This window comes from Humiphilus diazotrophicus (assembly GCF_059726315.1).
Genome location: NZ_AP040870.1, coordinates 349,688 through 373,917 on the forward strand (window position 1 = coordinate 349,688; position 24,230 = coordinate 373,917).

The following is a 24,230-nucleotide window of genomic DNA, read 5'->3' on the forward strand; positions in this document are numbered from 1 at the left end:
CTCCAGCGTTCTCATCTACGGCTCGTCCAAACGAAAGCTTTCAGGAAATTGCCAGCAGGGAAAAGCCCGGAAACGGGTAGCAGACTCAACCCGTTTTCAAGGCCGACAAAGGCAGCAACTTCCAGGGGCCTGGAGGTTCTACAGGACTCCATTTGAGGGCCAAATTGGCATAAATCCGACATCGTCGCACTAATTCTTGAGTTTGGGACGGCTTATCCACAAGATGTTGGGGTAACCGTGTTGATTCTGCTCCCGTACGAACGCTACAGTTTGAGATTGAAGATGTCATCCCTGCGCCTTCCAAGAAGGATAGGGAGACGATTTTTGACCGCTCTGCCTCAGCGAAAGGAGTATCGATGCTGAAACTGAAAAAGATCCAGATCCTGGGCTTCAAGTCGTTCTGCGACAAGACCGAGGTCGCGTTGCCCGGACACGGGATCGCCGCAGTCGTTGGACCAAACGGCTGCGGAAAATCGAACATCCTGGACGGAGTCACCTGGGTATTGGGTGAACAAAGCGCCAAGACGCTTCGTGGCGGGCACATGCAGGACGTCATCTTCGCCGGTTCCCGTGATCGTAAGGCGCTGGGTATGGCAGAAGTCACTCTGACGATGGTTGATCCCGAAGCCTATGGCGGACCGTTGTTGGAAGAACCGGAAGTGGTTATAGATCCCAATTTCGATCCTGATTGGGATGAGGAGAAGGTCCGGGAGCAAAAGGCAGCCGAAGTCGAAGAGATCATCTCAGACTCCCAGCCTGGACAATCGACAGAGGAAGAGGCGCCGGCTCCTAAGGACGGAGCTGCAGCCGGCACAACAATGCCGGATGGCGGCGTTGTGCTTAAGATTCGCCGCCGCAAGTTCCAGAAGACTCCGCAGCAAGGTGAAATCATCATTACCCGTCGTCTCTTCCGGACAGGCGAAAGCGAATACCTGTTGAATGGCAAGCTTTGCCGTTTGCGTGATATTCAGGACATTTTCATGGGCACCGGTCTCGGACCGGAAAGCTATGCCATCATCGGCCAGGAACGTATCGGCCAGTTGCTTAGCTCAAAGCCCCATGATCGCCGCTCCATTATCGAAGAAGCAGCAGGAATTACCCGCTTTAAGACGAAGAAGCGACTGGCAGAGCTCCGGCTGGAATCAGCGAAGCAGAACCTCGCCCGCGTAAATGACATTTTCGAGGAAGTTACCCGCCAAATGGGCTCCCTCAAAAGACAGGCTGCAAAGGCTGAGCGCTACGGAGCTATCCGCGATGAACTGCGTGCGAAATTGCGCGTCGTCTTGGCCAGCCGTATTCGCCAGATGGATGCGGAGCAATCCAAACTGACCAAAGAGATCACCGCTCTCGGAACACAGATTGACGAGCATGCAGCCAAGGTCGAGGGTCTTGAGGGCGAACACCAAAAGGCTACTTCTCGTGGATACGAACTCGACAATGAGGCAAAGGAAACACAGAAACTAGCCAACGACTCGGCAATCGAGTTGGAACGTGCCGCTTCCCGCCAGCGGTCGAATACGGAACGCATCGCTGAGCTGGAAGCACGCACCGCAGCATCTACGGCTGAACAGGAGCAGACCCGGCAGCAGATCGATTCCGTTACCCAGGAGCGCATCGCCAATAAACAGTTCCTGGAAACCGCAGCACAGGAAGCTGCAGCATTCCGCGAACAGGCACAGGCAAAGCAGCAAGCTGCCAGATTCACAGCGCAACAGCTAGGAGATGCCGAGCAACGACTGGAAGCTGGACGGCGTCAATCCATGAACCTGCTCACCCAGGCTGGAATCGCCCGAAACCAGACAGCCCAGGCTGAAGAGGCTCTTGCATCACTGGAGCGTGAAGCTGAGTCCCTAGCCAGCGAAATGTCCGCAGCGAATCAGGAGCTGGAAAATCTGGGTGCGGAACGCAGCCAGGTCTCCATGCGTTATCAGAACGCGACGGAAGCGTTAAAACGCCTGGAACAGGAAATTGCGGAACTTCGTGGTCAGATCAACACCAAGCGCGAAGAAGAGTCACAGGCCAAACGCCGTGGCGATCAGTTACGTTCTGAGCACGCCACCCTGCTCGGGCGCAGAAACTCTCTCGATGCGCTGATCCGTGAACACAGTTACTCCACCGACACAGTCAAGAAACTCTTCCGCTCTAAAACAATGGACGGAGGATTGGCCCCTGTCGGGACCCTGGCCGATTTCCTCGAAGTTAACGGCGCTTACGAAAATGTTGTCGACGAGTTCCTCCGCGAGGAGCTGAACTACATCGTCGTCAAGAGCTGGGATGCTGCCGACGAGGGCATGCGCCTGCTGAAGACTGACGTAGACGGACGCGCAACCTTCCTGGTCCATCCGGAAGATTCACAGGCCAAATTCTCCTTTGCCAGCGACAACTCCAAGCCGAGCTACAGTGACCAAACCGGCATTGTTCGACTGAAGGACTGCATTCGAGTCCTCGATGGATTCGGATCCTCACTGGAAGTCATTTTGCCCAAGCTGCGTGAGGGATACGTTACCCCCGATACGGATACGGCACGTTCACTTGCACTGGAAAATCCGCACGCCTTCTTCCTGGCACCTTCAGGGGAATGCTTCCACAACGTCACTGTAACGGGAGGCAAACCCCGCGCAGAAGGACCTCTTGCGCTGAAGCGTGAACTGCGTGCCGCACAGGAAAAGTTGGATCAGGTAGAGGCTGAGTTGAAGGAGGCAGAGACTCAAGCTGCTGCCCTTTCTCAATCTCTGGTCGAATTGAACGGCCTGATTGAATCTAAAAGCGACGAACGTAGAAATGCCGAGCGTGAAAGTGCCAATCAAGGCGCAGCATTGCGGCAACTCGAGACTGAGGTACAACGTTTGCAGCGTCGCTTGCAGGAGCGTGAACAGCAGGTCGAGCGCAATAACAGCACCCGTCAGCAGAGGCAAGCTCTGATCGCACAGAAGCGTGAAGAGGCAATGCGGCTGGAGTCACAGCACGCTGAATCTGAAGCCAAGCTCCAGGAGCTACAAAAGACGGTTGAAGATCTGCGTCAGGCGCGGGAGACAGCACAACAGGAAGCCGCTCAAGTCTCTGCCGAACTGGCCGGACTCGAAGAACGCCGTCGTGGTGCAGAAGCTACCTTCGCTCGTATTGATCGTCTGTATGCCGATCTTGAGCGCCGGGCTACGCAGCTTGAGCAACAACTTGCTGCTGCGGCAGCGGAGCGCGAACAGCGGATCCAGGAGAACGAAGCTCTTGCCGGCCAGCATCAGGAGCTGGCGGAAAAACGCGAACAGGCTCTCCGCCAGGTCAGTCAGTTTACCGAGGAAGCCAAGGCGCTCCGTTCGGCAATCGCCGAGATCGAACAGCAATTGAAGGTACTCCGTACGGAAACGGATGCTTTGCGCGAAGCCCGCAGCGAACGTAGCGCACGTGCAGCCAAGCTCAAAGCGGACCTCGAACACATCGAAGCCACCTGCGTCAGCGATCTTGGAATCGAAGCCACAGCACTCCGTGAAGAGGAAATCACTCCTCTTGAAGACGAGGCTTTGGTTGCAGAAGACGAAACCTGCAGAGGCCTGAAGCACAAACTTGAATCGATGGGGCCTGTGAACATGATGGCCCTGGAAGAGTACAAGGAAACCTCCGAAAGGCACACATTCCTCGAAACGCAGCGTAAGGATCTGCTCGATTCAATCGAGAACACGCAGGCGACGATCAAGGAAATCGATGAGATCTCCAAGACGAAATTCGATGAAGCCTTTGCTCGCATTAACGAGAACTTCGCCACGACTTTCACGAAGCTGTTCAACGGCGGACAGGCCTTTATGAAACTCACCGACGAAGAGAACTCAGCCGAGAGTGGCATCGATATCGTAGCTTCACCGCCGGGCAAAAAGCTGCAGAACGTGCTATTGCTCTCCGGTGGAGAAAAGGCGTTGACCGCTCTTTCCCTGCTGGTCGGAATCTTCCAGTATCAGCCGAGTCCCTTCTGCGTACTGGACGAAGTCGATGCACCTCTCGACGAAACCAACGTGGGCAGACTTGCAGATCTGTTGCGGAGCATGAGTCATAACACGCAATTTGTTATGGTCACCCACTCCAAGCGCATGATGACTGCTGCAGATCTGATCTACGGGGTTACTATGCAGGAACCCGGTGTTTCAAAGCTTGTCAGTGTTCGACTGGGAAGCACAGATCGCGCACCGGAACCAGCACGGGCAACGGCATAACAAATTCCCTTTTGATACGAAAAGAACCGCCCCATTCAGGGGCGGTTTTCTTTTACGCGATGTTTCTAATGTGAAATCGTAACAGACCTGCCCTGGCAAATTCGGTGTGGCTGTATTCACGAGAGTGAAGCTGATTTCCGCCAGAGAAGGCAGCACCTAACCGATCTTTGATCGGCATCGTATTGCCGGAATTGCTCTAGCTGTGTCCGCGAGCGGACAGCAACCGAGAACCTGCGTTTGATTTTTTTATGGAAGATGGGAATGGGAGACTTCTGTTTGCAATCCAACTTGTTCTTGCTATTATCTGAGAGCAAAAAAATTGGCCCCCGGCAGTGTTGCTGTCCCGGGGGCACTAGCGTGACGCAAGAAACGACAGGTGAACCAGTAGCTGGTGCCGGAGGTCGGTAGCTTCCAGCTACTGGATGCTCCTGTAATCAACGAAGAGAGTTCTGGCTTCCCCTTTCCAAAACTTTCTTCTGTCGTGTTGTTCGTGCGGTTTACTAAAACCCTTATCGACCCGCTCGACCAACTTGACAATTCGAGTTTCTCCCAATATCCTTCCTGCCTCCGTGACCGCTGTCACAGGGTCAAGTGCGCGATGAACATTGACCCAGAAACGATTCTGTACTTCCAAAACCGGCACTTAAACCCTCGGCCCGAACCCTATACCTGAGCAATAACAGTGAAAGCACTTCACTGTTATTGCTCAACTCGCTTTGGATGAGTTGATTCAAATTGTGGACCTTTCTACACATTGACAAACCGAGCGGCGTGAACAGAGAATCGAAAGGCAGTTGCTTCCTTAGAAAGGCCCCATCCCTTTGATAGTGATTCTCGAAACCGTATTTTCTGATCTGAAACCTCTTGCGCGCGGCAAGGTACGGGATCTGTATTCCGTAGGAGATTTCCTGCTTTTGGTCGCAACTGACCGCATCTCAGCCTTTGACCATGTCCTGGGCTCAGGAATTCCCGGAAAGGGCAAGATTCTTACCCAGATGTCGCTATTCTGGTTTGAGCTACTTTCAGACATTACACAGAATCATCTGATCACTGCGAAGGTTGAAGAGTATCCGGCTATTTTGCAGCCGCACGTAGAGGATCTGCGCGGCCGCTCCATGCTGGTACATAAAGCAGAGATGTTTCCTGTGGAGTGCGTCGTTCGGGGGTATTTGTCGGGATCGGGATGGAAGGATTATCAGGCGACAGGCTCACTGTGCGGTATTCCGCTTCCTTCAGGATTGCGTGAAAGTGATCGCTTGCCGGAACCCATCTTCACTCCGGCATCGAAGAGCCAAGGTGGAGAACACGACGAAAACATCAGTTTCGACGAAATGAAGTCTCGCATTGGAGTCAAAGACGCTGAGACACTGCGCGAACTGAGTTTGAAGATTTATGCGAAGGCGGCACAACACGCAGAGAGTCGTGGATTGATTTTGGCGGACACAAAGTTTGAGTTTGGACGCACATCAGCAGGTATCATCCTTGCCGATGAGGTGCTCACGCCTGATTCTTCTCGTTTCTGGCCGAAGGAAAGTTATCGTCCCGGTGGACCTCAGCCCTCCTTCGATAAGCAATTTGTGCGAGACTATCTGGAAAGCATTCGCTGGAACAAGCAAGCACCAGCGCCCGCTCTTCCCAAGGAAGTTGTCGAACGCACCCAGCAGAAATACCTGGAAGCGTACCGCTTGCTGACAGGAAAAGACCTAGCGCTTTAGAGAGAGTCGCACGATGGCTCCAGCTGATTGGGCAATCCTGATTATTCTTGCATTGTCCGTTTTCTCGGGCCTGCGACGTGGATTTTTTGTAGTCATATGCTCCTTGATTGGAGTGATCGGTGGTTTGTGGTTCGCCGCCAGGCAATATCCTGTCGCGGCAGAATGGGTCCAGAGACTCGGAGCAAACGAACCGATCAGCGATGCATTAGGGTTTATTGTGATTGCGGTTGCCATAATGGTAGTCGCAGGATTATTGGGAAAGTTGTTACGCTCAACCTTTGCTCTATTTGGTTTAGGGTGGGCGGATCGGCTGGCTGGTGGTTTTTTAGGTCTGCTGCAGGGTGGACTGGTAGTGACACTGATAGTAATGGCTGTCGCTGCTTTTCTCCCTCACTGGAGTGTGTTGGAAGAATCGCGATTTGCTAATTTTTTCTTATCAACCGCTCACGGCAGTACAGTAATTACACCAGAAGCCTTGGGTGAAAAGATTCGCGCAGGAATCAAGGCAATTGAGGATGCGCAGCCTGCATGGATACGTCCACAGGCATAGAACGATTTCAGTCTGAAGGGCTATAGCTCTTTGCGGACCGGACGAAATACTAATTGTGGACTCCCGTAATAGCTCCGGGAGAGAAAGAGGTTTGTGTGAAACGGGAATTGGAAGCCCTTGTGACGCAGATGCATTCGAGTGGGATCACCTACGAAGAAGCAGTACGCGAATTTAAGAAGCGCTTTATCCTGGAAGTGCTGGCAAATCACAAGGGGAACCAGTGCAAGGCCGCCCGCGAATTGGGAATGCATCGCAACACGCTCAGCCGTACTATCGCTGAGTTGAACATCGATCCGGTCCAAATTCGAATTGGCCTCAAGCGCCCGCCCCGCAGTGAGCGTCAAGTATTTGACACCACAAAGCAGGCAATCCTTTCTTAAGAAAAGGTGCCTGCCAGCAATACGGTCCAGAGAAAGGAACTGTACAAGCGGTGAGTCAGGCACCAGGCAACGGCCACTCGAATTCCGACCAGGCCAAAGTCTATATCCGTGAAGGCTTCCAATGGGACAAGCAGGAAGCCTATCTCTTTGACATCGACGGTACTCTTCTGCGAAGCCAGGATCGGATTCATTACGATTCCTTTACCGATGGCATTCTGCAGATTTACGGCCAACCTGTGACCATGGACGGCGTCATGTTTCATGGCAGCACCGACCCGGCCATTCTGCGCGACGCCTTTCGCAACGCCGGCATCGCAGATGAGATCTTTCGTCCTCTTCTTCCCGACATCTGTCAGGTTATGTGCGATACCGTAGCCAATCGTCGCAGTGAAATGAAATTAACCATGATGCCTGGGGTAAAAGAGGTGTTGCACTATCTCGACGGGAAGGGAGCGGTCCTTGGCGTCGGAACAGGCAATCTGGAAAAAATTGGCTGGCTGAAAATCGAAAATATCGGATTGAGACATTGGTTCCGCTTTGGGGGTTTCAGCGATCATTTCGACATTCGCTCGGAGATGATTGCTCATGCCGCAGAGAAGGCTCGCAAGATCGCAGGCCGTGATGCAACCGTTTGTGTCGTCGGCGATACACCCGCAGATATTGAAGCCGCACGCGTCAATTCCCTGCCGACTATCGCGGTCGCAACCGGGCACTTTACCGTGGACGATCTCATGAAGCACGATCCAGAGGTCTGCTGTACAAATCTGGCGGTTCTCTTGGAGAAGACGGTCGGCAAACGTGAACCACATTCCTAAACAACTTCTTTCCGCTGCCCTGCTTCTCCTGGGACCAATCTCCCTGGCGCAGTCCGCAGATGCGAAACAGCAAAAATCTCCGACTGCCGAACAAAAAGCACCGAAGGCGCCTACGGCAAAAGACCGCAAGAAAGCGTCAGAGCTATACTCGGCTGGAGCGCGCGCTCTCGACCAAAACGATCCGCGCACCGCAGAAAAAGACTTTCTGCGTGCATCCGAACTCGATCCCGAAAATAGCGATTATGCGGGGGCCCTTGCCGTTGCTCGCGCCCACGTTGTAACACTCTTGGTACAGGAAGCTGAGAAGGCTCGGCTGGCGAGCAATCTTGCTGTCGCGCGAGAAAAATTGGCAGAAGCTCTCTCACGAGATCCTCAAAATGGCATCGTCACACAGCACATTTACGATCTGAGGGAAATCTCTGACGAGAAAAATGACGCAGGCAGCGCGGAAGCAACCATCGCAGGCCCACCAGTCGAAATTGTTCCTAATCAGGGAAAACAAAGCATCCACCTGCGCTCCATGAGCCGCGACCTTCTACGCCGGGTGCTTTCGATGTATGGAATCGAAGCAACAATTGATGACAGCGTACGTTCCCAGATGATCAGAATGGACGTGGACGATGTCACCTTTGAGCAGGCATCCCACATCGTCTCTCTGCTGACGAAAACTTTCATGACCCCGCTCGATCCCAAGCGCGTCTTGATAGCAGCAGACAATAAAGAGAACCGGCAAAAGTTTCAGCGCCAGGTTCTTGAAACCGTCTATCTTCCCGGGCTAAACAGTACCGAGATGAGCGATATGGGAAATGTTGCGCGCCAGGTATTCGAAGCGCAACAAGTTGCAGTAGAGCCGCAAAAAGGAACAATCACCTTAAGAGTTGCAGATCACACGCTACAGGCCTTCAATTCCACGGTAGCCGACCTGATGGAAGGACGCAGTCAGGTCATTCTCGACGTCAGGATGATCGAAGTAGCCAAGACAAAAAGCCGCGATATTGGCGTCCAACTACCACAGCAAAGCACAGCCTTCAATCTCCTGACTGAAGCCAACAACATCATCAATCAGAACCAAAGCCTTGTAAATCAGATCATCTCCAGTGGATTGGCAAAAGCCGGAGATTGGCAAGCAATCGCTGCTATCCTCATTGCCTCGGGAGCGATAAGCAACTCAATTCTCTCTCAGCCCTTCGCCATTTTTGGCGGGGGCATTAGCGCGACAGGTCTTACTCTCGGCACTACAACAGTACATCTGGCTCTTAATTCCTCCGACTCGCGTACGCTCGATGATGTCCGCCTCCGAGTTGGGGATCAGGAAGCAGCTACCATGCGAAGCGGTCTTCGCTACCCTATCACCACTTCTACGTACTCCAGCCTAACTACAAGTAGTTTGGGAATCTCAGGCCTATCGAGTGCAGGACTCTCCAGCAGTCTACTTTCAAGCCTCGGCGTCAACCTTTCTGGAGTCGGGACCACAGCAACCATCCCTCAGGTTCAATATCAGGATCTTGGCTTAACGTTAAAAGCCACGCCGCACATCCTCAAAACTGGCGGAATCGCTCTGGCAGTTCAGATGAAGATTGATGCGTTATCCGGTGGATCGATTAATAATGTCCCGATATTAAACAGCAGAAGCTTTGAAGGAACAATTACTGTTCCCAATGAAAAGAGTGCGTTGCTCGTCAGCAATCTCACACGTCAGGAATCGAAGGCGGTCAGCGGCGTACCCGGACTAGGGGAACTCCCCGGGTTTTCTTCTGCTGTTTCGGAAAAAACTGCCGAACAGGACGTCTCAAGATTGGTAATCGTGATTACGCCGCATATCGTCCGATTCCGCACAGATGAGCTGAAAAGCCCCGTCGTTATGCTGCCACGGAATTAGCATACGTGGCCACTCCTTTGCAGAATGGCCACGCTACATAATCTTTGATGTGTACTGGATCCAGCGTTCTTTACAGCGTCCGTTTAAATAAAGTTGTCGCAATCAACAATGTGGCACATCCAAAAAGACTCAGGAAAATCAGATCTCCACGAATTGCGACAAACCCTCCGTCCTTAAGCAAGATCGCCTTGAATCCATGTACAGCATAAGTAAAGGGATCAACGATAGTAATAGCCCGCAACCACTTAGGGAAAGCATGGACAGGATAGATCGAACCGCTGGGGAAAAAGAGTAACGTATTGAGAATCCCAAACATTGCCCTGGGCACCAATGGATCTTCGATACGCACCATCATCAAAAACATCATGCCGTTAAAGGCAATCGAGGTAAATGCAATCAATAAAAGTAACTGAAGCAGTATCTCCGGACGAAAGATCACTCCCAAGCCTGCCAGCAAAGAACCGATAACCGTAATACAAAAACCTGCAAGAATAGCCTTGATTGCTCCGGCAAGATTAAGCCCCAAGACAAGTTCCAGTTTCGTGATGGGGGTAACCAGATATCCTTCGTGAACACCTCGAGCTTTATCATCGATATACAACATCCCCCCGCCAATCATTACCGAAACAAACATGGCAAGGGCAACAGATCCGGGAAGGAGATACTTCATGTACTCGATATACGGATACAGCTCGACAATTTGCAGAGCTATCTTTTGAGAGATCTCTGGCTGGATTGTGGGATTGTTCAGAGCATCCACCAGTGACTGCATCTCCGCTTCGAGAGAATTGCTCATGAACTGATCGGAATTATCGACCACTAGTCCGACTTTCGGTGCATCTTTTGCCAGAACACGTCTCGAATATTGCGCTGGAATGATGACAGCGCAATCGATCTTGCCTGTACGCACATCCTCTCTCGCCGTTCTTTCATCGTCGTAAGTTACGGTGGTAAATGTACGAATATTTGCGGCTACTGAATCAAAGGCTTCATGAATCTTAAGTGCCTGCGATCCATGATCGTAATCCACTATGCCCATACGTGCGTCGTGAATCTTTCCCCCAAAGGCATTCCCAAGAATAATGAGCTGGACCAGAGGGAAAATCATGGAAGTCAACATCAAGGCAGGAGAGCGGAAGAACTTCCTCAACTCACGCTCCACAATTGCCATTGTTCTCATCATGGTCTCACCCCAGGTCTTGGCGGAGCGACATATCCAAAAGCTTTAACCTGCTCATCCCGTAATTGCCGCCCCGTGTAATGAACAAATACATCATCAAGTGTTGTGTTCTGAACATTCAGCGATTTAATTGTTTCCCCTGTAGCGCTCACCATGGCCACCAATTGAGTAGTTGTTTGCGAACCATTGGAAGTAAGCACACGGTACATTCCTCCGCTCTGAGACTCCACTGCCGTAACCCCAACAAGTTGCCTCAAGCGGGAATGCCACTGGTCAGATTCATGAGCAAACTGCACTTCCACCACGTTGTCCCCGGGCACACTTGCCTTTAATGCCATGGGAGTGTCGAGCGCAACCAAGGTGCCATGATCGACAATCGCGATACGGTCACATAAACGATCTGCCTCATCCATGTAGTGGGTGGTAATCAACATCGTCAGATGTCGATCTTGCTTCAGTTTATTCAGCATCTCCCATACAGCTACACGAGAAACAGGATCAAGACCTGTTGTCGGCTCGTCAAGGAAGAAGATCCGTGGATTATGGACAAGACCGCGGGCAATCTCGAGACGTCTTCTCATACCTCCCGAAAGCGTCTTGGTCTGTGCATCCCTCCACTTCGATAAATCCACAGCTTCGAGAAGAGCTGTAATATTTCGCTCCCGTTCCTGCCTGGGAACACCATAGAGTTTTGCGTAAATCGAAAGATTCTCTTCTACGGTTAAATCGATATCGCTGGTTAAGGCTTGCGGGATAACTCCAATCGCTCGTCTGGCAGAATTCGGATCCCGACTTACGTCATGACCTGCAATATAGGCTTTCCCTCCAGTAAGGGGCAGAAGCGTGGTCATCATCCGAATCAATGTACTTTTACCTGCCCCGTTTGGCCCGAGTAATCCAAAGATTTCTCCGTCGGCAACCTCGAAGCTAATACCCTTTACTGCCTCAAAATCTCCATAACGCTTAACGATATTCTCAACGGCAATCGCAGCGCCATGGTTCCCATCCTGTTCCTGTGCTTTGCTCATCGCGACACCAATTTGCCCTTAGGGATGTAGACTTCTGCTGTCATCCCCGGAACATATTTCATGCCTGGATTGTCGATCAATAATTTGAGACGAATAGTTTTGATATCGCGTTTGCGGCGGCTCACATCGCGTTGCGTGGCGAAATCGCCCTCCGCAGATTTGGCGATAACCTTACCTTGGATCGTAGCCCCGCTTGGCATCACTACACGGAGATTGTCACCTATCTGCACCGAATCGGATTGTGTCTCAGGAATAGGCGCATAGATCCAGGTCTGAGTCAGATCGGTAATTGTCACAATAGCCGTTCCAATCGAAACGACCTCTCCCTGCCGGGCAGCCCGCACATTCACCTTCCCACTGATAGGCGCATATATATGGGAATAGTCGAGATTAACACTTGCCTGTTTTACTAGAGCCTCGGCATTTTGCAATGAGCCCTTCGCTGCTGCTACCGTTTGAGCCGCAACTTTGACTTGCAACGCATGTGCCCGAGCTTGTTTTAAGGAAGCTTCGGCAGCCGCAACATTTTCGCGCGCAGCATCAACGGCAGCCTTGTAGGCTTGTAGCGATGTCGCAGATTGGTCCCGTTGCTGCAACGACATCACCCCTTCATGTGCAAGAGCAACCGTACGCCGGGTGTCGGCTTCCTGATGCTCATATTGCGCTTGAGCTTGAGCCAGCGAAGCTTTTGCAGCTTGAAGTTGTGCTTCAGCATTTCTTACCTGACTGGAGGTTTCTCCAGCCGTTTGTTGTTCCGTCGCACGAGATTCCAGAACCTTAAAGTGCTCGCTCTGCGCCGTAGCGTCTGCAGCACTTCTGGCAGCCTGCAAATCATCACTTTCGATAGTGGCAAGCAGTTGCCCAGCCTTTACTTCCTGGCCTTCATCTACGGCAAGCATCTGAATCCGTCCGGAGATTCTGGAGCTGACAATTACCTCATTGGCGTCGACACTTCCAATTAGCTGGAGATCCGAGGAGTGATTTACGGTAAAGAAATACCAAACTAGCGAAAAGACAAACAGCAATCCAATCAATATAAAGACAACCGAACGGGGTTTCATGAACTCTTTCTCCGCGTGCGAGATTTGGCTCCCCACTTCGGCATGGGAGTTTCAGATAGTACTTGCCGAGCAAGGGCCTGACCGTAGGTGCGGTCTGCAAATATTGCTTGACCGAGAAATGCTATGGTGGACTCCCTGCGGCGTTTCAACACCGAAGGGGATAAGGGATCGAAGGAAACTAACGCGCGCATAATCGGGACGCTCATGAAATAAAAGACATTCTGCCCAAGAATGGCATAGCTCAGTTGCGTAGGATCGACATCACACAACTCACCCGACTGTATTCCCTGCTTCGCCAAGGAGATAACCTTCCTGTACAAAGGAAGAAAGAAGTTTTTTGCGATGAAGGTCAGCGTATCGCTCTTACCCTCTCTGGCTCGAATCATCTCCTGCTGAAAAAACTTTTGATAATTGCGATGAACAATTATCCGATCATCGAAATGTTGGAGCGCCCAGCGCAGGAGCCGCTTACCTTCCGTTCCGGGACAATCAAGGGCCGCGATCTCCTGTTCAGCAACTCCCTCAAAGATGTTGATCACGACCTGTTGATATAAGCCCTCTTTGTCTTTGAAGTAGTAATGAAGTAAAGCCTTGTTTACTCCGGCAGTTTCAGCGATAGCCTCTGTTCGAGCTCCCGAGAAACCCTTCTCTCCAAATTCCTTAACCGCAGCATCCAGAATCTTTTTCCGAGTCTGCTCTGAACGGGCGCGAGTTGTCTTTTGTTGTCTCACAATAATTAATTAACCGGTTAGTTAATTTTTCCACGAAACGCCGAGAGATGCAATCATTTCTAAGATCAATAAAAACAGTAAATTAGGATATTTTCCCTCAGCTAAAGACTCCGCAGACGGGTTCTGGCAAACCCAATTCCGATTTGTTGCGTGGGAGAAACTGTATACCTGTATTCCCTAAAAGGTCCTACAAAATATTGGAAGTGATTCCACCCTTTAAGGACACTGCTTCTTCATCGTTGAGGAACACTTTCTTTCATAAATTCAATCGCGCCCAGAGGTCATCCGGTACAATTCCCTATGCCCGACTGGACTTGCGTCTTTCTCCAATGGCATTCCATCCTTCCAATGATGAAGACGAGCAAAGTACCCGAATATTGTAGAAATAAGGAAATTTTTCGAGACTTCGTTCAGACCTTGGACTGCAGGAAAACGCGAAAAGCAGTTGCGTCCTATGTCGCCTTTGTGGCTGCCTGTATGGCAATCTGCAACTACAGCCCACCAGCAAGGGCGCAATCCTCTCCACATCAAACCGCAAAAGAATATCAGTTCAGCAGCTACCCTTCGCTCGTTCTCGTCCCGGCCCTGGTCCGCACAAAGACCCATGATCTCGTCTTCACGCTTAAAGCTGAAGACTTTGTGCTTACCGATAATGGTGTGCAGCAAAAAGTGACTTTGGAACAAGATTCAGCAGAGGCACCTCTGGCACTTGTCGTACTCGTTGAAATCGGTGGCGCAGATGCTCGAGCGTTCCAGAATTACAGAACCATCGCACCGCCATTAGCGCCGATGCTGGAGTCCATTATTGGCAGTATTCCCCACAAAGTAGCGGTTGTTACTTTTGACAGTCGGCCCATGCTGCTCCAAGCTTTTACTTCAGATACCGACACAGCCGCAGCCGCGCTCCGCAGCTTAGCTCCCGGATGCACACGTCAGCACCATCTCGATAACTGCGTGGCACGGGGAGCCGCCCATAATCTCCCACTAGGAGACAATGGCGCTGCAATTCTTGATAGTCTGGAATTCTCAGTAAATCTCTTACGCCTGCAACCGGCGAGCTACCGGCGAGCGATCTTGTTGATCAGCGAAACACTGGACCGGGGCAGCCACATCAAGCTCGAAGACGCAGTACACATCGTTAGCGATACCAATACGACTATCTACAGCATAGGTTTTCCAACAGGGAGATCGGAAGCAGCACATTACGCTGCAAGAGAGTTGCCTACAGAACCTCCGGGAAAACCGAAAGGCAACATCTCTCTAGAAAACCATCACCCTAACCCACCCAGCGGATGTATGGGAAAAGATCCAACCGCCGATCCCGATGCAACCCACAACAAATGGATCCAGGCATATGATTGCCTGACACAACTCGCCCCGCCCCTCGCGTTCGCTAAGATGGCTGCAATTCTGGCGGTAGACTCATTACGCCGTAATGTTCCCGAAACTGTCGCGCACCTTACCGGTGGCGAATACTTCAAACTCACCGACGGGAAAAGCTTAGAGAGTAGTTTATCTGCTATCTCGAATCACCTTCCTAATCGCTATATTCTTAGTTTTCAACCACAATCACCGGCCCAAGGGTTACACACTCTAGAGCTGAAACTGCGCGATTACCGGGACCTCAATATAATCGCCAGGCATAGCTATTGGGTTGATTTCAAAACTACTGAAGATGATCGTAGCGTAGCGGCCCCTAACTGATATTTAAGGAAGGTTATACGTCGAGTTCTTTCAATTCCCCTATGCATATAAAAAGGAGGGAGATGCATTGCATTTCCCTCCTTCGTACTGTAAATGCTACTTGCGTGAGGGTGACGGACGGAATCCAAAAACCGAGGAGGCAACGGTCAACCGTCGCCTCCTCGGTTTCTAGCTGTTTAATTTAAAGATCTAAAAGACCATCCTTAGTCCCTGTTGAATCTGCCGAGGGCCATTCGCCTGGGAACCGATTGTCCCAAAGGTCTTTGATGTCGGCGTCACAATAGGGGCACCGAATGACACATGATTGAGGGCGTTGAAGGCTTCAAAGCGATACTGCAACTTGAATCTTTCTCCGAGGTGGAAATCCTTCAACACAGACAGGTCAAAGTTATTAGTACTATCCTGACGACCGAAGTACAGTGGGAAGGTTCTGTGGTTCCAGCTATTAGGCTGGTCATTGGAAGCGGTGTCAAACAGCGTCGTGTCAAATGCGGCTTGGTTCTGGTATCTCCTTGGGTGTATTTTCAACTTGGAATCGAAGGAAGTTCCGTTGGCAAAGACCGGCATACCACTTCCCGTGCTTCCCCATTGGATCGGAGTACCCGAAAGATATTGATAAATACCGTTTACGGTAAAACCGCCAACAAACAAATCCATAGTGCGATTTGCGTTATGGAAAAGGAGAGCGCCTCTGCCAATTGGTAATTTATAGCTGCTCGTAACAGAGACGTGCGTTGGAAAGTCCGATGTAGATCCTCCGTAAACCAACGGGCCACCTTGATCGAGTTGTCCAGTTGAGAGGATGTGTGACCATTCGTAATTAACGTTAAAAGTCAGTCCATGAGACATGCGCTTCTGGAAACGCACCAGCAATTCATTAAAGAGGCTAGACCCTCCAGGAATCAGTGCCTGCGTTACACCGGTATATTCCGGATAAGCCTGCAGCAGAGCTGAGGTGGGGATTTTGGCTGTGCCAATTGTGCTTCCTGGCAACAAGCCGTTAAAAGGATTGGTGACAGAAGCAGACATGGCATTCGTCAGATTGATATCCCGCTTGGCTGCGCTAGTCATGAAGGGCAACCAGGGAACGGCGCTCACATTGTTGGAGTAGGACATGTGAACAGAATGACTTCCGATATATCCGATATCGAACATCATGTTGTTGGAGATCTGCTGTTGAATGTCGAGGTTCCAGCGGATTGTGTAGGGAACCTGCAAATTCGGATTTACAAACTGGATGCCCTGTCCGAGATAGGTATTAACTCCTAGGCTGGAGCCAACAGGCGTCTGAATCGGATTGGAAGAAGGAAATGGATCCGAGAGAGTTGTCGCTGCCGTCTGATAGTTATCGTTCGAAACAATCATGTTGCTCGTAGCCGAATAACCATATGTCTGGCTGGTGTTGTAGTCATTGAACGGGTTTACAAAGACACCTACACCGCCGCGGATAACCATCTGATCCCGGAGGATTGCAGGATTATAAGAGAAGCCGATACGCGGGCTGATGTAAAGAGAAGGGGTATTATAAGCGTTTCTGTGATCGGAGGTTGCAAAAGACACTCCTCCGTAAGGCTTGAAGGACGCCGCGGGTAATTGAGAAACCGGGCTCGCGGTATATGCAGCAATTGCTTTTGCTGTTACGGAGTTGGTTACAATGGGATCAAACGACACTACAGCCTTATCATGGCTCTCCACAATCGGGGTTTCATGTTCCAATCTCATACCGATGTTTAGAGTCAAACGGCGGGTAATCTTCCAGTCGTCGCCGACAAAACCGCCGAAATACCAGTTATTGCTGGTTGTGGCTGTATTCACTGCGTAAGTACCGCTAGTTGGCAAGCCGAATAAGAATGAGGCCATGGATCCACCATAGGTCGGATTTGATTTTCCGGAACCTGCGGAGACAAAACTGTTGCCCGTTCCGGTTGCGCCAAAGCCGAAACTTCCAGAAGAAGCTCCGGGACTGAGCTTCGCAAGTCTGTTCAAACGGACATCCGGTCCTACCTTGATTGTATGGTTCCCAACCAATTTGGTTAGAGCGGAATAAAGCTGGACGCTGTAAAAAGCCTGGAGAGTTCCGGGAGTCGTGCTCAACCCGGCAAAAGGAGTTCCGGGTTCGCTAAACGTGAGACGTGGCATGTTGCGGCTCGTCGAATGGGTATTCATATACGACGGAAGACCGACTGTGGTGGAATCGAAGCCCTGGCTGTTCAGTGCGGCATTAGTGAGGGTTCTCGTCAAACCAAGACGAGTATCCATGGTCATGGTCGAGGAGAACGTATGCACATCGTCAACTGTGGCGCCCCACGTGTTGGTGAGACTGCGGGTACCGGTCGCTATGTTTTGGAAAATATTGCTGGCAGAATTGATGTTATTACTGCGATGAACTTCGGCAAAGAGCTGATCGTTGGCACCCAGGGTGTAATCTAAACGGCCCTGATGAGAATTGTAATCGTAGGTGGTCGGTATATTAGCGACGTAGTTCCTTTCCCCGTCGGCCGTACCGGTTTGATTGGGTTCAGGATAGTATTGCAGAAATTTCAGTGCTACTGGATTTAGCTGACTGCTGGGGATAATGTTGCCGCTAAGTTTCGACCTGGTTATTTGTTTGTTGGCTAGCACGCCGGATGCCGGATCGTAGAGCTGATAGTCACTTCCTAAGGCCAGCAGAGCAGAAAAGTCGCCCTTCCGTTCGGCTGCTGTAGGCACAGTAGTTGTAGTTACAGTTGGCTCAGATCCCTTGAATCCTTCATAAGCATAGAAGAAAAATAGCTTATTCCTGCCGTTATATACCTTTGGCAGCAGAACCGGACCGCCAATAGCAATGCCGTATTGGTTCTGCCGAGTCACAGGCGTTGAGGGTGCCGCAAACCATCTGTTCGGAGCGTTAAGACCAGAATACTGGTTAAATTCCGAAGCCGCTCCATGGAAGTGGTTTGTTCCCGCCTTGGTTACCAGGTTTACCGTTCCGCCATTTGTATCTCCATAAGAGGCATCGGACTCAAAGACATCGACACGGATCTCGTCCACTGCATCCTGTAAGGGGCTGAAGGCCGCTACGCGACCGCTGTCCTGCATATTTGGCACGCCATTCAGCAATACTTCATTCGATTGAGCATTGCCGCCGCCAATTGAGATATCACTGGCGCCTGCGTTGTCAAAAGGACGAGTTTGGGTAACAGAGTGCTTCTGTTTAGCATTGACTCCGTACTCGGTACGCGCCAGGCCCATCGGAGAACGGCCACTGTTCGGAAGATTCTCGACCTCCTCGGTAGTCAAAACCTGGCCAGCTGTCGCTGTTGCTGTCTGAATAAGAGGAGCTGCTGCGGAAACTCGAATTTCTTCGGAGACGGAGCCCACCTCTAGTCCGATATTGATCTCAAGCTTGTCGCCCGTCTGCAGAGTAATGCCTTCACGAATGTATTTCTGAAAGCCTTGAGCTTCCGCAGTAATCGAATAAGATCCTGGCACCAAAGAGGGGATGATATAGATCCCTTGTTCATTGGATTGTGTTGTTAAGTTAGTTCCTTTGTTTATATCAAGAATGGTGATTTTCGCTTTTGGGACAACTGCTCCCGCGGGATCCAGAACACGTCCTGAAATTGTCCCGCGAAACTCCTGTGCTAAGGCTGCCGTACTGGCCAACAGCAGAAATAACATTAAGCATACAAGCCGTTTCATACCCTCACTCCATCTCTCTTTCTACTTTCGTGCTGACTGAGAGCTCTCCTGGACCACAAGTATCTGTACCGGATGCAGTAGCAAATCACTGCGGCCGTTCCATCTCCCCCTGTACTTCTACGAGCGAGCTTGTGATCTATTGGATCTATTCGAGGAGCAATCTAATACCTGGCAAATTACGCCTGTCAATGAAAATAAAAGTTAATCGATATTTTGAAAGCAAATGATCGTTGCTGCTAATTAGCATCAAAAACGAGGATCCCTGGCGGTACGAAATCCCCTTTATTCATCGAGGGATTTCTATATTTGCAAAGAAAAATTCGAAAGCTTGCTGAGAAGCATTTTGAGCCCAAACACGAGGTACCTCAGTAACGACTGAGAGCATGCTTTTCGGCTAAGCGATCATGGGCAGGAGGAAGAGAGGAGAGGCAGCAGGCCCGAGGAGTTTGAAATCTCGGGCTGCTGAAAGGTGAGGCAAGACGAAAAATCTATCGGGCAGTTTTGGTGTCAAAGCCTTCGCCGGTTTCCAGCAAATGCTGATAGCGGCGCTGGTACTCGGCTTTGTAATCGGCTACGGCTTTGTCATAGCTAAAGTTTGGAGTGTCCGGTTTCACTGCCCATTGAATTCGAATTTCCTTACTCTCCAATGGAATGTTGATGGAATCTCCAGATACGGAGAGCGTTGTTCCATCTGCGGTAATCTTGTTGACCTGCATGAACCATGGAAGATGGAGTACAAGAGCTCGCGGCCGTTGCTCAAAAGAATTTCGCAAATGAAGAATGGCTTCGGAAGAGGACGGCATCTCCAGATCAAATGCAGTATTTCCGAAGTAGGTAGGAGCATGATCCACATGGATCGTCTTGCCTGTTCCTATCCACTCTGGAGAAATTACAGACAGCAGATGCAGCGTGTCTTCCTGCTCTCTGACCATCATGGACCGCAACAGATTCCGATACTCTGCGGAGAACCATCCATGCGGAGACAGGTTTCCTTGAAAGTCTCGCATTCCCCAGGGGCGAATCGCGAATTCGAAACCGGCGTGGGTCGAACTGGTGTGCATCAGTTCCGAATAGAACTCCTTGAGAGCCTGTTCCTGCTCCCCGCGAATAACCTCTGTGAGAGTGTTCTTGATCGTCAGATAGTGATGCAAATAGATTCCCTGCTCCGGCTGACGATAAGTAATCAATCCCTCTTCGTACTTCGACTGCGACTCCCGTAGGGTTGCCGTAACCCGAGGATCTTTTGGATCAAGCACGATTTCCGGAGTAACGGAGAGGAGATTTCCCCAATCGGTCCCTTCCGCATTTCCATCCACGTCGGGTGGAATGTATCCACCCGTTTTCGCTGTAATTTTCTCGAGAAGAGCCAGGAAGGTCGAACGGTAACTGTCGTACTCCTTTTGGAAACGAGCCGCGTCCTCCTTGTGTCCCAGATCTTTGGCGATCAAGATGGCTGCACGTAAGCCATCAAGGGCAAGAAAGTTGTACCCCGTCAGGTGGCCGGGAACGTATTCGTTGTCCTTCACATCGGTAGCGGGTATGATGTGCAACGGATCGTTTGCCCGTGCCTTCTCAAGCCATGCAACAGCGCGTACGATCCGGGGATATACCTCCGCGGCAAATGCCTTGTCGTGGGTCATGCGATAGTGTTCGCCGTAGCTCCACAGTGCTTGGCCCCACCCGTCGTATTGACCAGGCTGTGACAGAAAATTGCCATCCTCTTGCTGCTTGGTCCCGAAAAACTTCAGAACCTGACCAGCTATTTCCGGATATCCGGAGATGTCGTACATACGGACAATGTCAGAGGAATCCCGCAGGTAGAACGAATGATAGTGGAGCTGGTTAACGGTCTGAATATAATCGTCGCCTATTTTGTTGCGGGCCATCAGGTCATAAATCAGATTTGTCTTGAACGTCTGATTTACCTTTTCTTCCGGCACTTCGATCTTGAGCCCGTGATCGACAATTTCCGTCCAGAAATGTGCAACCCGAGCACGATATTCGTCGAATTGGGCTTGCTGCATCTGATTAAAGGACTCATCGCCCGGCTGCATAGGCAGAAGCGGCATCTTAAAATCCAGTGATTTCTCGTTACCGGGAGGCAATACGACTTTGTATTCTGCCGCACAGGTTGGAGACGTCGGCGTAACCGGAAGGGTCGACGCCTTCAACTCCGAGACATGGTTGTAGTGGTCGAAGAGTGTGAGATTCAACCGCGGAGCCGGCTGTCCGGAAAACGAATAGAGAACGCGTCCATCGCGCAAACAAGCGTTGTGGTCAAAGGAATAGACCCATTTGGAGTTGAATGGCTCTCCAGGCTGCTGATAGTCGCCGGGCTGGCTCGGAGCCACGGGACGTTCAAAGCGGTTTTCTCCACTTGGAAAATCGCTCAGTTGCTCCCCTTGATAGCGAAGTGCTGTGGACACGAAAGCCGTCTTCTGGCTCGTAGTGGGATTGCTTACTGAAATACGGACGAAATTTACCACCGGGCCCTTTGGCTGTTCTCCGAGAGAAGCTGCAAACAGGGTAAAGCGATAACGAAGACCATCCCGCAAAACATTGTAGGAGACGATGGGAAGGAAACCATCCTGGAGAGTGCGGATTCTCGCCGAAACGGGAGTCTTCTCCGGTCCGGTGAAAAACATCAATTCTCCAAAGCCCGTATAGAGATAGCCTTCAGGTGTAATCTCAGCTGCAGACGGTGCATCCATCACTCCAATCTCGTCTGTAGGCTTGCTGAAATAAGAAAAGGGTTGCCCTTCCTTGTCGATTGAAGGCAACACCATTTGTCCCGCTGCATAAGGAAGTAACCCTCCAAAGAAGAGAATGAGGCAAAAAGGCTTCTTGGAAGAGAACAAGAGAGTCCGAAGAAAACGCATATCCCTCCGTATTTATTGCTTGAGAGAAGAGAAACAGGAAGCCCCTGCTCCAATCTCAGCCAAAGGCAAATACTACAGTTTGAAAGCGCCTTTCACTATGAGAGAAAATTATGCCACTTCTGAACTGACAACGTCATCACGGAAGAGAAATCAATTGAATATGAACAATTGGAACAACAATGGTTCCTTATATACCCAGGCAGTTTATGAAGGAAGACTCATTGATGATCCTGCCATCGGGAGAGGTCGTTCGCTGTATCGATGTCAATTTCTCCTTCAGGGAGAGGAACCAGCAATGGTGGATACGCTGCGTCACGCAATAGAGAACGTGCTCCTTTATCACCGTGAAGAGCGAGCAACTGAGGAAAGCGCTCGGCAGGAAAAAGGGCAGGAGTACCGGCCACTCCAGCATAGAACGACGCAACCGTTGTTAAGCTGCCGTTCTCACTTTGTGCGTGCTCTAGCAGAGCATCTAGATGATCAACCGTAATTGCAGGCTGATCGCAGACCAGTAGCAATACTCCCGTCGCTTCCGGATTCCTTTGCAAAACGGATTTCATTCCTACGCGAATGGAACTAGCGACGCCTTCCTCCCAAAGAGTATTCTCGGCCAGCACTACAGCAGGAGGGAAAATAAGGTTTCTCATACTCGCTATATGGGCACCAAGCACTACGACGATAGGACCTGCTCCAGCCTCGGCGACAATCCGCGCTGAGCGCTCCAACAAAGTCTCATCGCCGATGCGAACCAATTGCTTGGGAGCTCCCAAGCGGGAAGATTGTCCCGCCGCCAGAATTATGGCGGGAATATGCAGATCTGCAACTGTCATGCGCTCTGCAGCCGCTTCACGGAAGAAGGCGCTACACTTTCACTCTTCACGGCTCGTAAGGCCATGCCAGAGGATTGATGCAATGCCGCTTGAATCTCCGCAAGGATCGACAGTGCAATTGTTGACGGACTTGAAGCTCCTAAGTCAAGACCCATAGGAGAATGCAGTCGCGCAAGAAACTCCTCTTTGCTGCCACCCAACTCATCGACTATACGATCCAGGATGTCGTGTGTTCGATGACGAGGTCCCAAAATCCCCAAATAGCCAAGAGGCGTATGTAAAAGCTTCGTTAGCAGAGAGAAATCCTGTTCATAGCTATGCGTCATTAACACCACGGCATCCGATTCTCTCAAATCAGGAATCTCCTTGCCCTTTACTACGGCGACTTCATCGGCTTCTCGAAAGCGCTCGCGGGTAGCTAAATGAGAACGGCCGTCAAGTACGGCTATATACCAATCCAACGTACGTGCTTGGACAACCAAAGGACGTACGTCGTCTCCGGCACCAAAGATGAAGAGTCCTATTCGAGCGGGAACATATTCTCCGAAGACAACCATGGGATCATGTCTATCCGATACCGGAATACAACCGAGGCAGTGACGTTCTTCAAGCGCACGGATCGCCAGTTCCTGAAGTTCGCTCGTCAAATCAGCAGAGAGGGATTGCTCAACATCCATCGGCTTCGAAGCTAGGACGTGTGTACCCGCAGCCGTCCCTTCAATTATGGTGGAGATGCCCAGCGGTATCCGCTGATCGAAGGAAGCAGCAAGAGCCTGTAACAGCGGCTGAGCCGTCTGCCGTCTCTCAAGAAGAAGATGAACAACACCGCCGCACCCCATTCCATAAGGAGGCGCATCGTCATCCACATCGAAAGAAGTGGAATAGCGCTTTACGATGGGACCGTTTTCCGTATACCACCATGCCTTGGTACTAACTTCAGCCTCAAGGCAGCCACCACTGATGGTTCCGGCACGCCGTCCACTCTTAGTAATAAGCATGCGCGCACCGGGTTTTCGGTATGAAGATCCCTCAACAGCAACGACAGTAGCCAGCACATAATCCTCACCGGCACGGCTTGCTTCCTGCCAAAGAGCAAGGACGATTCCTAAATCCGACACGTGTTTCTCTCCTCGACAGCAGTTATGGAAACTTTGCAGCTTAGCGTTGTACACGGTTCAGCTACTGCTGTCCCGTTTCTGTGCCCGACTAAATCCGTCCTTACCTGGAGGCGAATATGAACGCTCTCTGGTTACGACGAAAATTGCATTGCCTACCGCAAGGATGGGAGCGTAATGCTGGCTTGCCCAGCCCCATCAGTAGATCCATTGAATTTACAAACTGAATTTCACTTGGAGGAACATTCCGCATACGAGTCATCGGATGCTGGATACCGCTTTATTGAGATAGCCGTCCCGATTTAGTTTAATCTGCTGCGCGATCATCTATCCAATCCGTCAATGCCTATCGCCACCCCGCGCAAGGTGCCTCGAGAGTCGCCAATCTGACTTCTCCCCACCGCGAGCATGGATTTTCCCCAATCAACGCCCCTACTCCAAAGAGGTAAGCTATTTAATATAAATGAGATAGATAGAATT

Annotated in this window: 15 protein-coding genes; 7 read left to right on the forward strand and 8 right to left on the reverse strand. The window is 50.9% G+C overall.

The window, feature by feature from the left end; genetic code table 11:
• The first annotated feature begins 356 nt into the window (after positions 1-356).
• From smc to AC6I7T_RS03315, 6 genes are all read left to right on the forward strand, one after another.
• Positions 357-4,202, forward strand: a complete 3,846-nt coding sequence (gene smc / locus AC6I7T_RS03290; protein ID WP_497791871.1) for a chromosome segregation protein SMC — start codon at positions 357-359, stop codon at positions 4,200-4,202.
• A gap of 827 nt (positions 4,203-5,029) precedes the next feature.
• Positions 5,030-5,917 (forward strand): phosphoribosylaminoimidazolesuccinocarboxamide synthase, encoded by an 888-nt coding sequence (locus tag AC6I7T_RS03295; RefSeq protein ID WP_497794552.1) that lies wholly within the window; start codon positions 5,030-5,032, stop codon positions 5,915-5,917.
• Positions 5,918-5,930: 13 nt separating this feature from the next.
• On the forward strand, positions 5,931-6,467 hold the full coding sequence (locus tag AC6I7T_RS03300) for a CvpA family protein (protein WP_497791872.1): 537 nt from the start codon (positions 5,931-5,933) through the stop codon (positions 6,465-6,467).
• A 95-nt stretch (positions 6,468-6,562) separates the two neighbouring features.
• Complete coding sequence (locus AC6I7T_RS03305; protein ID WP_497791873.1) at positions 6,563-6,847, forward strand: helix-turn-helix domain-containing protein; 285 nt, start codon at positions 6,563-6,565, stop codon at positions 6,845-6,847.
• Between the two features lie 50 nt (positions 6,848-6,897).
• Positions 6,898-7,662, forward strand: a complete 765-nt coding sequence (locus AC6I7T_RS03310; protein ID WP_497791874.1) for an HAD family hydrolase — start codon at positions 6,898-6,900, stop codon at positions 7,660-7,662.
• The gene (locus AC6I7T_RS03315) at positions 7,646-9,541 is read left to right on the forward strand and encodes a secretin GspD/PilQ domain-containing protein (RefSeq protein ID WP_497791875.1); all 1,896 of its coding nucleotides are present in this window, start codon (positions 7,646-7,648) and stop codon (positions 9,539-9,541) included. Before AC6I7T_RS03310 ends, AC6I7T_RS03315 begins: the two co-directional genes overlap by 17 nt.
• A gap of 70 nt (positions 9,542-9,611) precedes the next feature.
• On the opposite strand, the gene AC6I7T_RS03320 is transcribed toward AC6I7T_RS03315, so the two are convergent.
• From AC6I7T_RS03320 to AC6I7T_RS03335, 4 genes are read right to left on the reverse strand one after another with little or no spacing between them, the layout of a single operon-like run.
• On the reverse strand, positions 9,612-10,724 hold the full coding sequence (locus AC6I7T_RS03320) for an ABC transporter permease (RefSeq protein ID WP_497791876.1): 1,113 nt from the start codon (positions 10,722-10,724) through the stop codon (positions 9,612-9,614).
• On the reverse strand, positions 10,721-11,749 hold the full coding sequence (locus tag AC6I7T_RS03325) for an ABC transporter ATP-binding protein (protein ID WP_497791877.1): 1,029 nt from the start codon (positions 11,747-11,749) through the stop codon (positions 10,721-10,723). The genes AC6I7T_RS03320 and AC6I7T_RS03325 overlap by 4 nt, the downstream gene beginning before the upstream one ends.
• Entirely contained in the window at positions 11,746-12,810 is a 1,065-nt protein-coding gene (locus AC6I7T_RS03330; protein ID WP_497791878.1) for an HlyD family secretion protein, read from the reverse strand. Before AC6I7T_RS03330 ends, AC6I7T_RS03325 begins: the two co-directional genes overlap by 4 nt.
• Entirely contained in the window at positions 12,807-13,541 is a 735-nt protein-coding gene (locus AC6I7T_RS03335; RefSeq protein WP_497791879.1) for a TetR/AcrR family transcriptional regulator, read from the reverse strand. Before AC6I7T_RS03335 ends, AC6I7T_RS03330 begins: the two co-directional genes overlap by 4 nt.
• Positions 13,542-13,958: 417 nt before the next feature.
• Between AC6I7T_RS03335 and AC6I7T_RS03340 the strand changes: the two genes are divergently transcribed.
• On the forward strand, positions 13,959-15,245 hold the full coding sequence (locus AC6I7T_RS03340) for a VWA domain-containing protein (protein WP_497791880.1): 1,287 nt from the start codon (positions 13,959-13,961) through the stop codon (positions 15,243-15,245).
• Positions 15,246-15,434: 189 nt separating this feature from the next.
• On the opposite strand, the gene AC6I7T_RS03345 is transcribed toward AC6I7T_RS03340, so the two are convergent.
• From AC6I7T_RS03345 to AC6I7T_RS03360, 4 genes are all read right to left on the reverse strand, one after another.
• The gene (locus AC6I7T_RS03345; RefSeq protein WP_497791881.1) at positions 15,435-18,926 is read right to left on the reverse strand and encodes a TonB-dependent receptor; all 3,492 of its coding nucleotides are present in this window, start codon (positions 18,924-18,926) and stop codon (positions 15,435-15,437) included.
• A gap of 488 nt (positions 18,927-19,414) precedes the next feature.
• Positions 19,415-21,805 carry a glucosidase family protein gene (locus AC6I7T_RS03350; RefSeq protein ID WP_497791882.1) on the reverse strand — a complete coding sequence of 797 codons (2,391 nt, stop codon included), beginning with the start codon at positions 21,803-21,805 and terminating at the stop codon, positions 19,415-19,417.
• Positions 21,806-22,023: 218 nt separating this feature from the next.
• Positions 22,024-22,635 carry a nucleotidyltransferase family protein gene (locus AC6I7T_RS03355; protein WP_497791883.1) on the reverse strand — a complete coding sequence of 204 codons (612 nt, stop codon included), beginning with the start codon at positions 22,633-22,635 and terminating at the stop codon, positions 22,024-22,026.
• A complete protein-coding gene (locus AC6I7T_RS03360; protein WP_497791885.1) occupies positions 22,632-23,753 on the reverse strand; it encodes an XdhC family protein in 1,122 nt (373 codons plus the stop codon). Before AC6I7T_RS03360 ends, AC6I7T_RS03355 begins: the two co-directional genes overlap by 4 nt.
• Positions 23,754-24,230 lie beyond the last annotated feature (477 nt).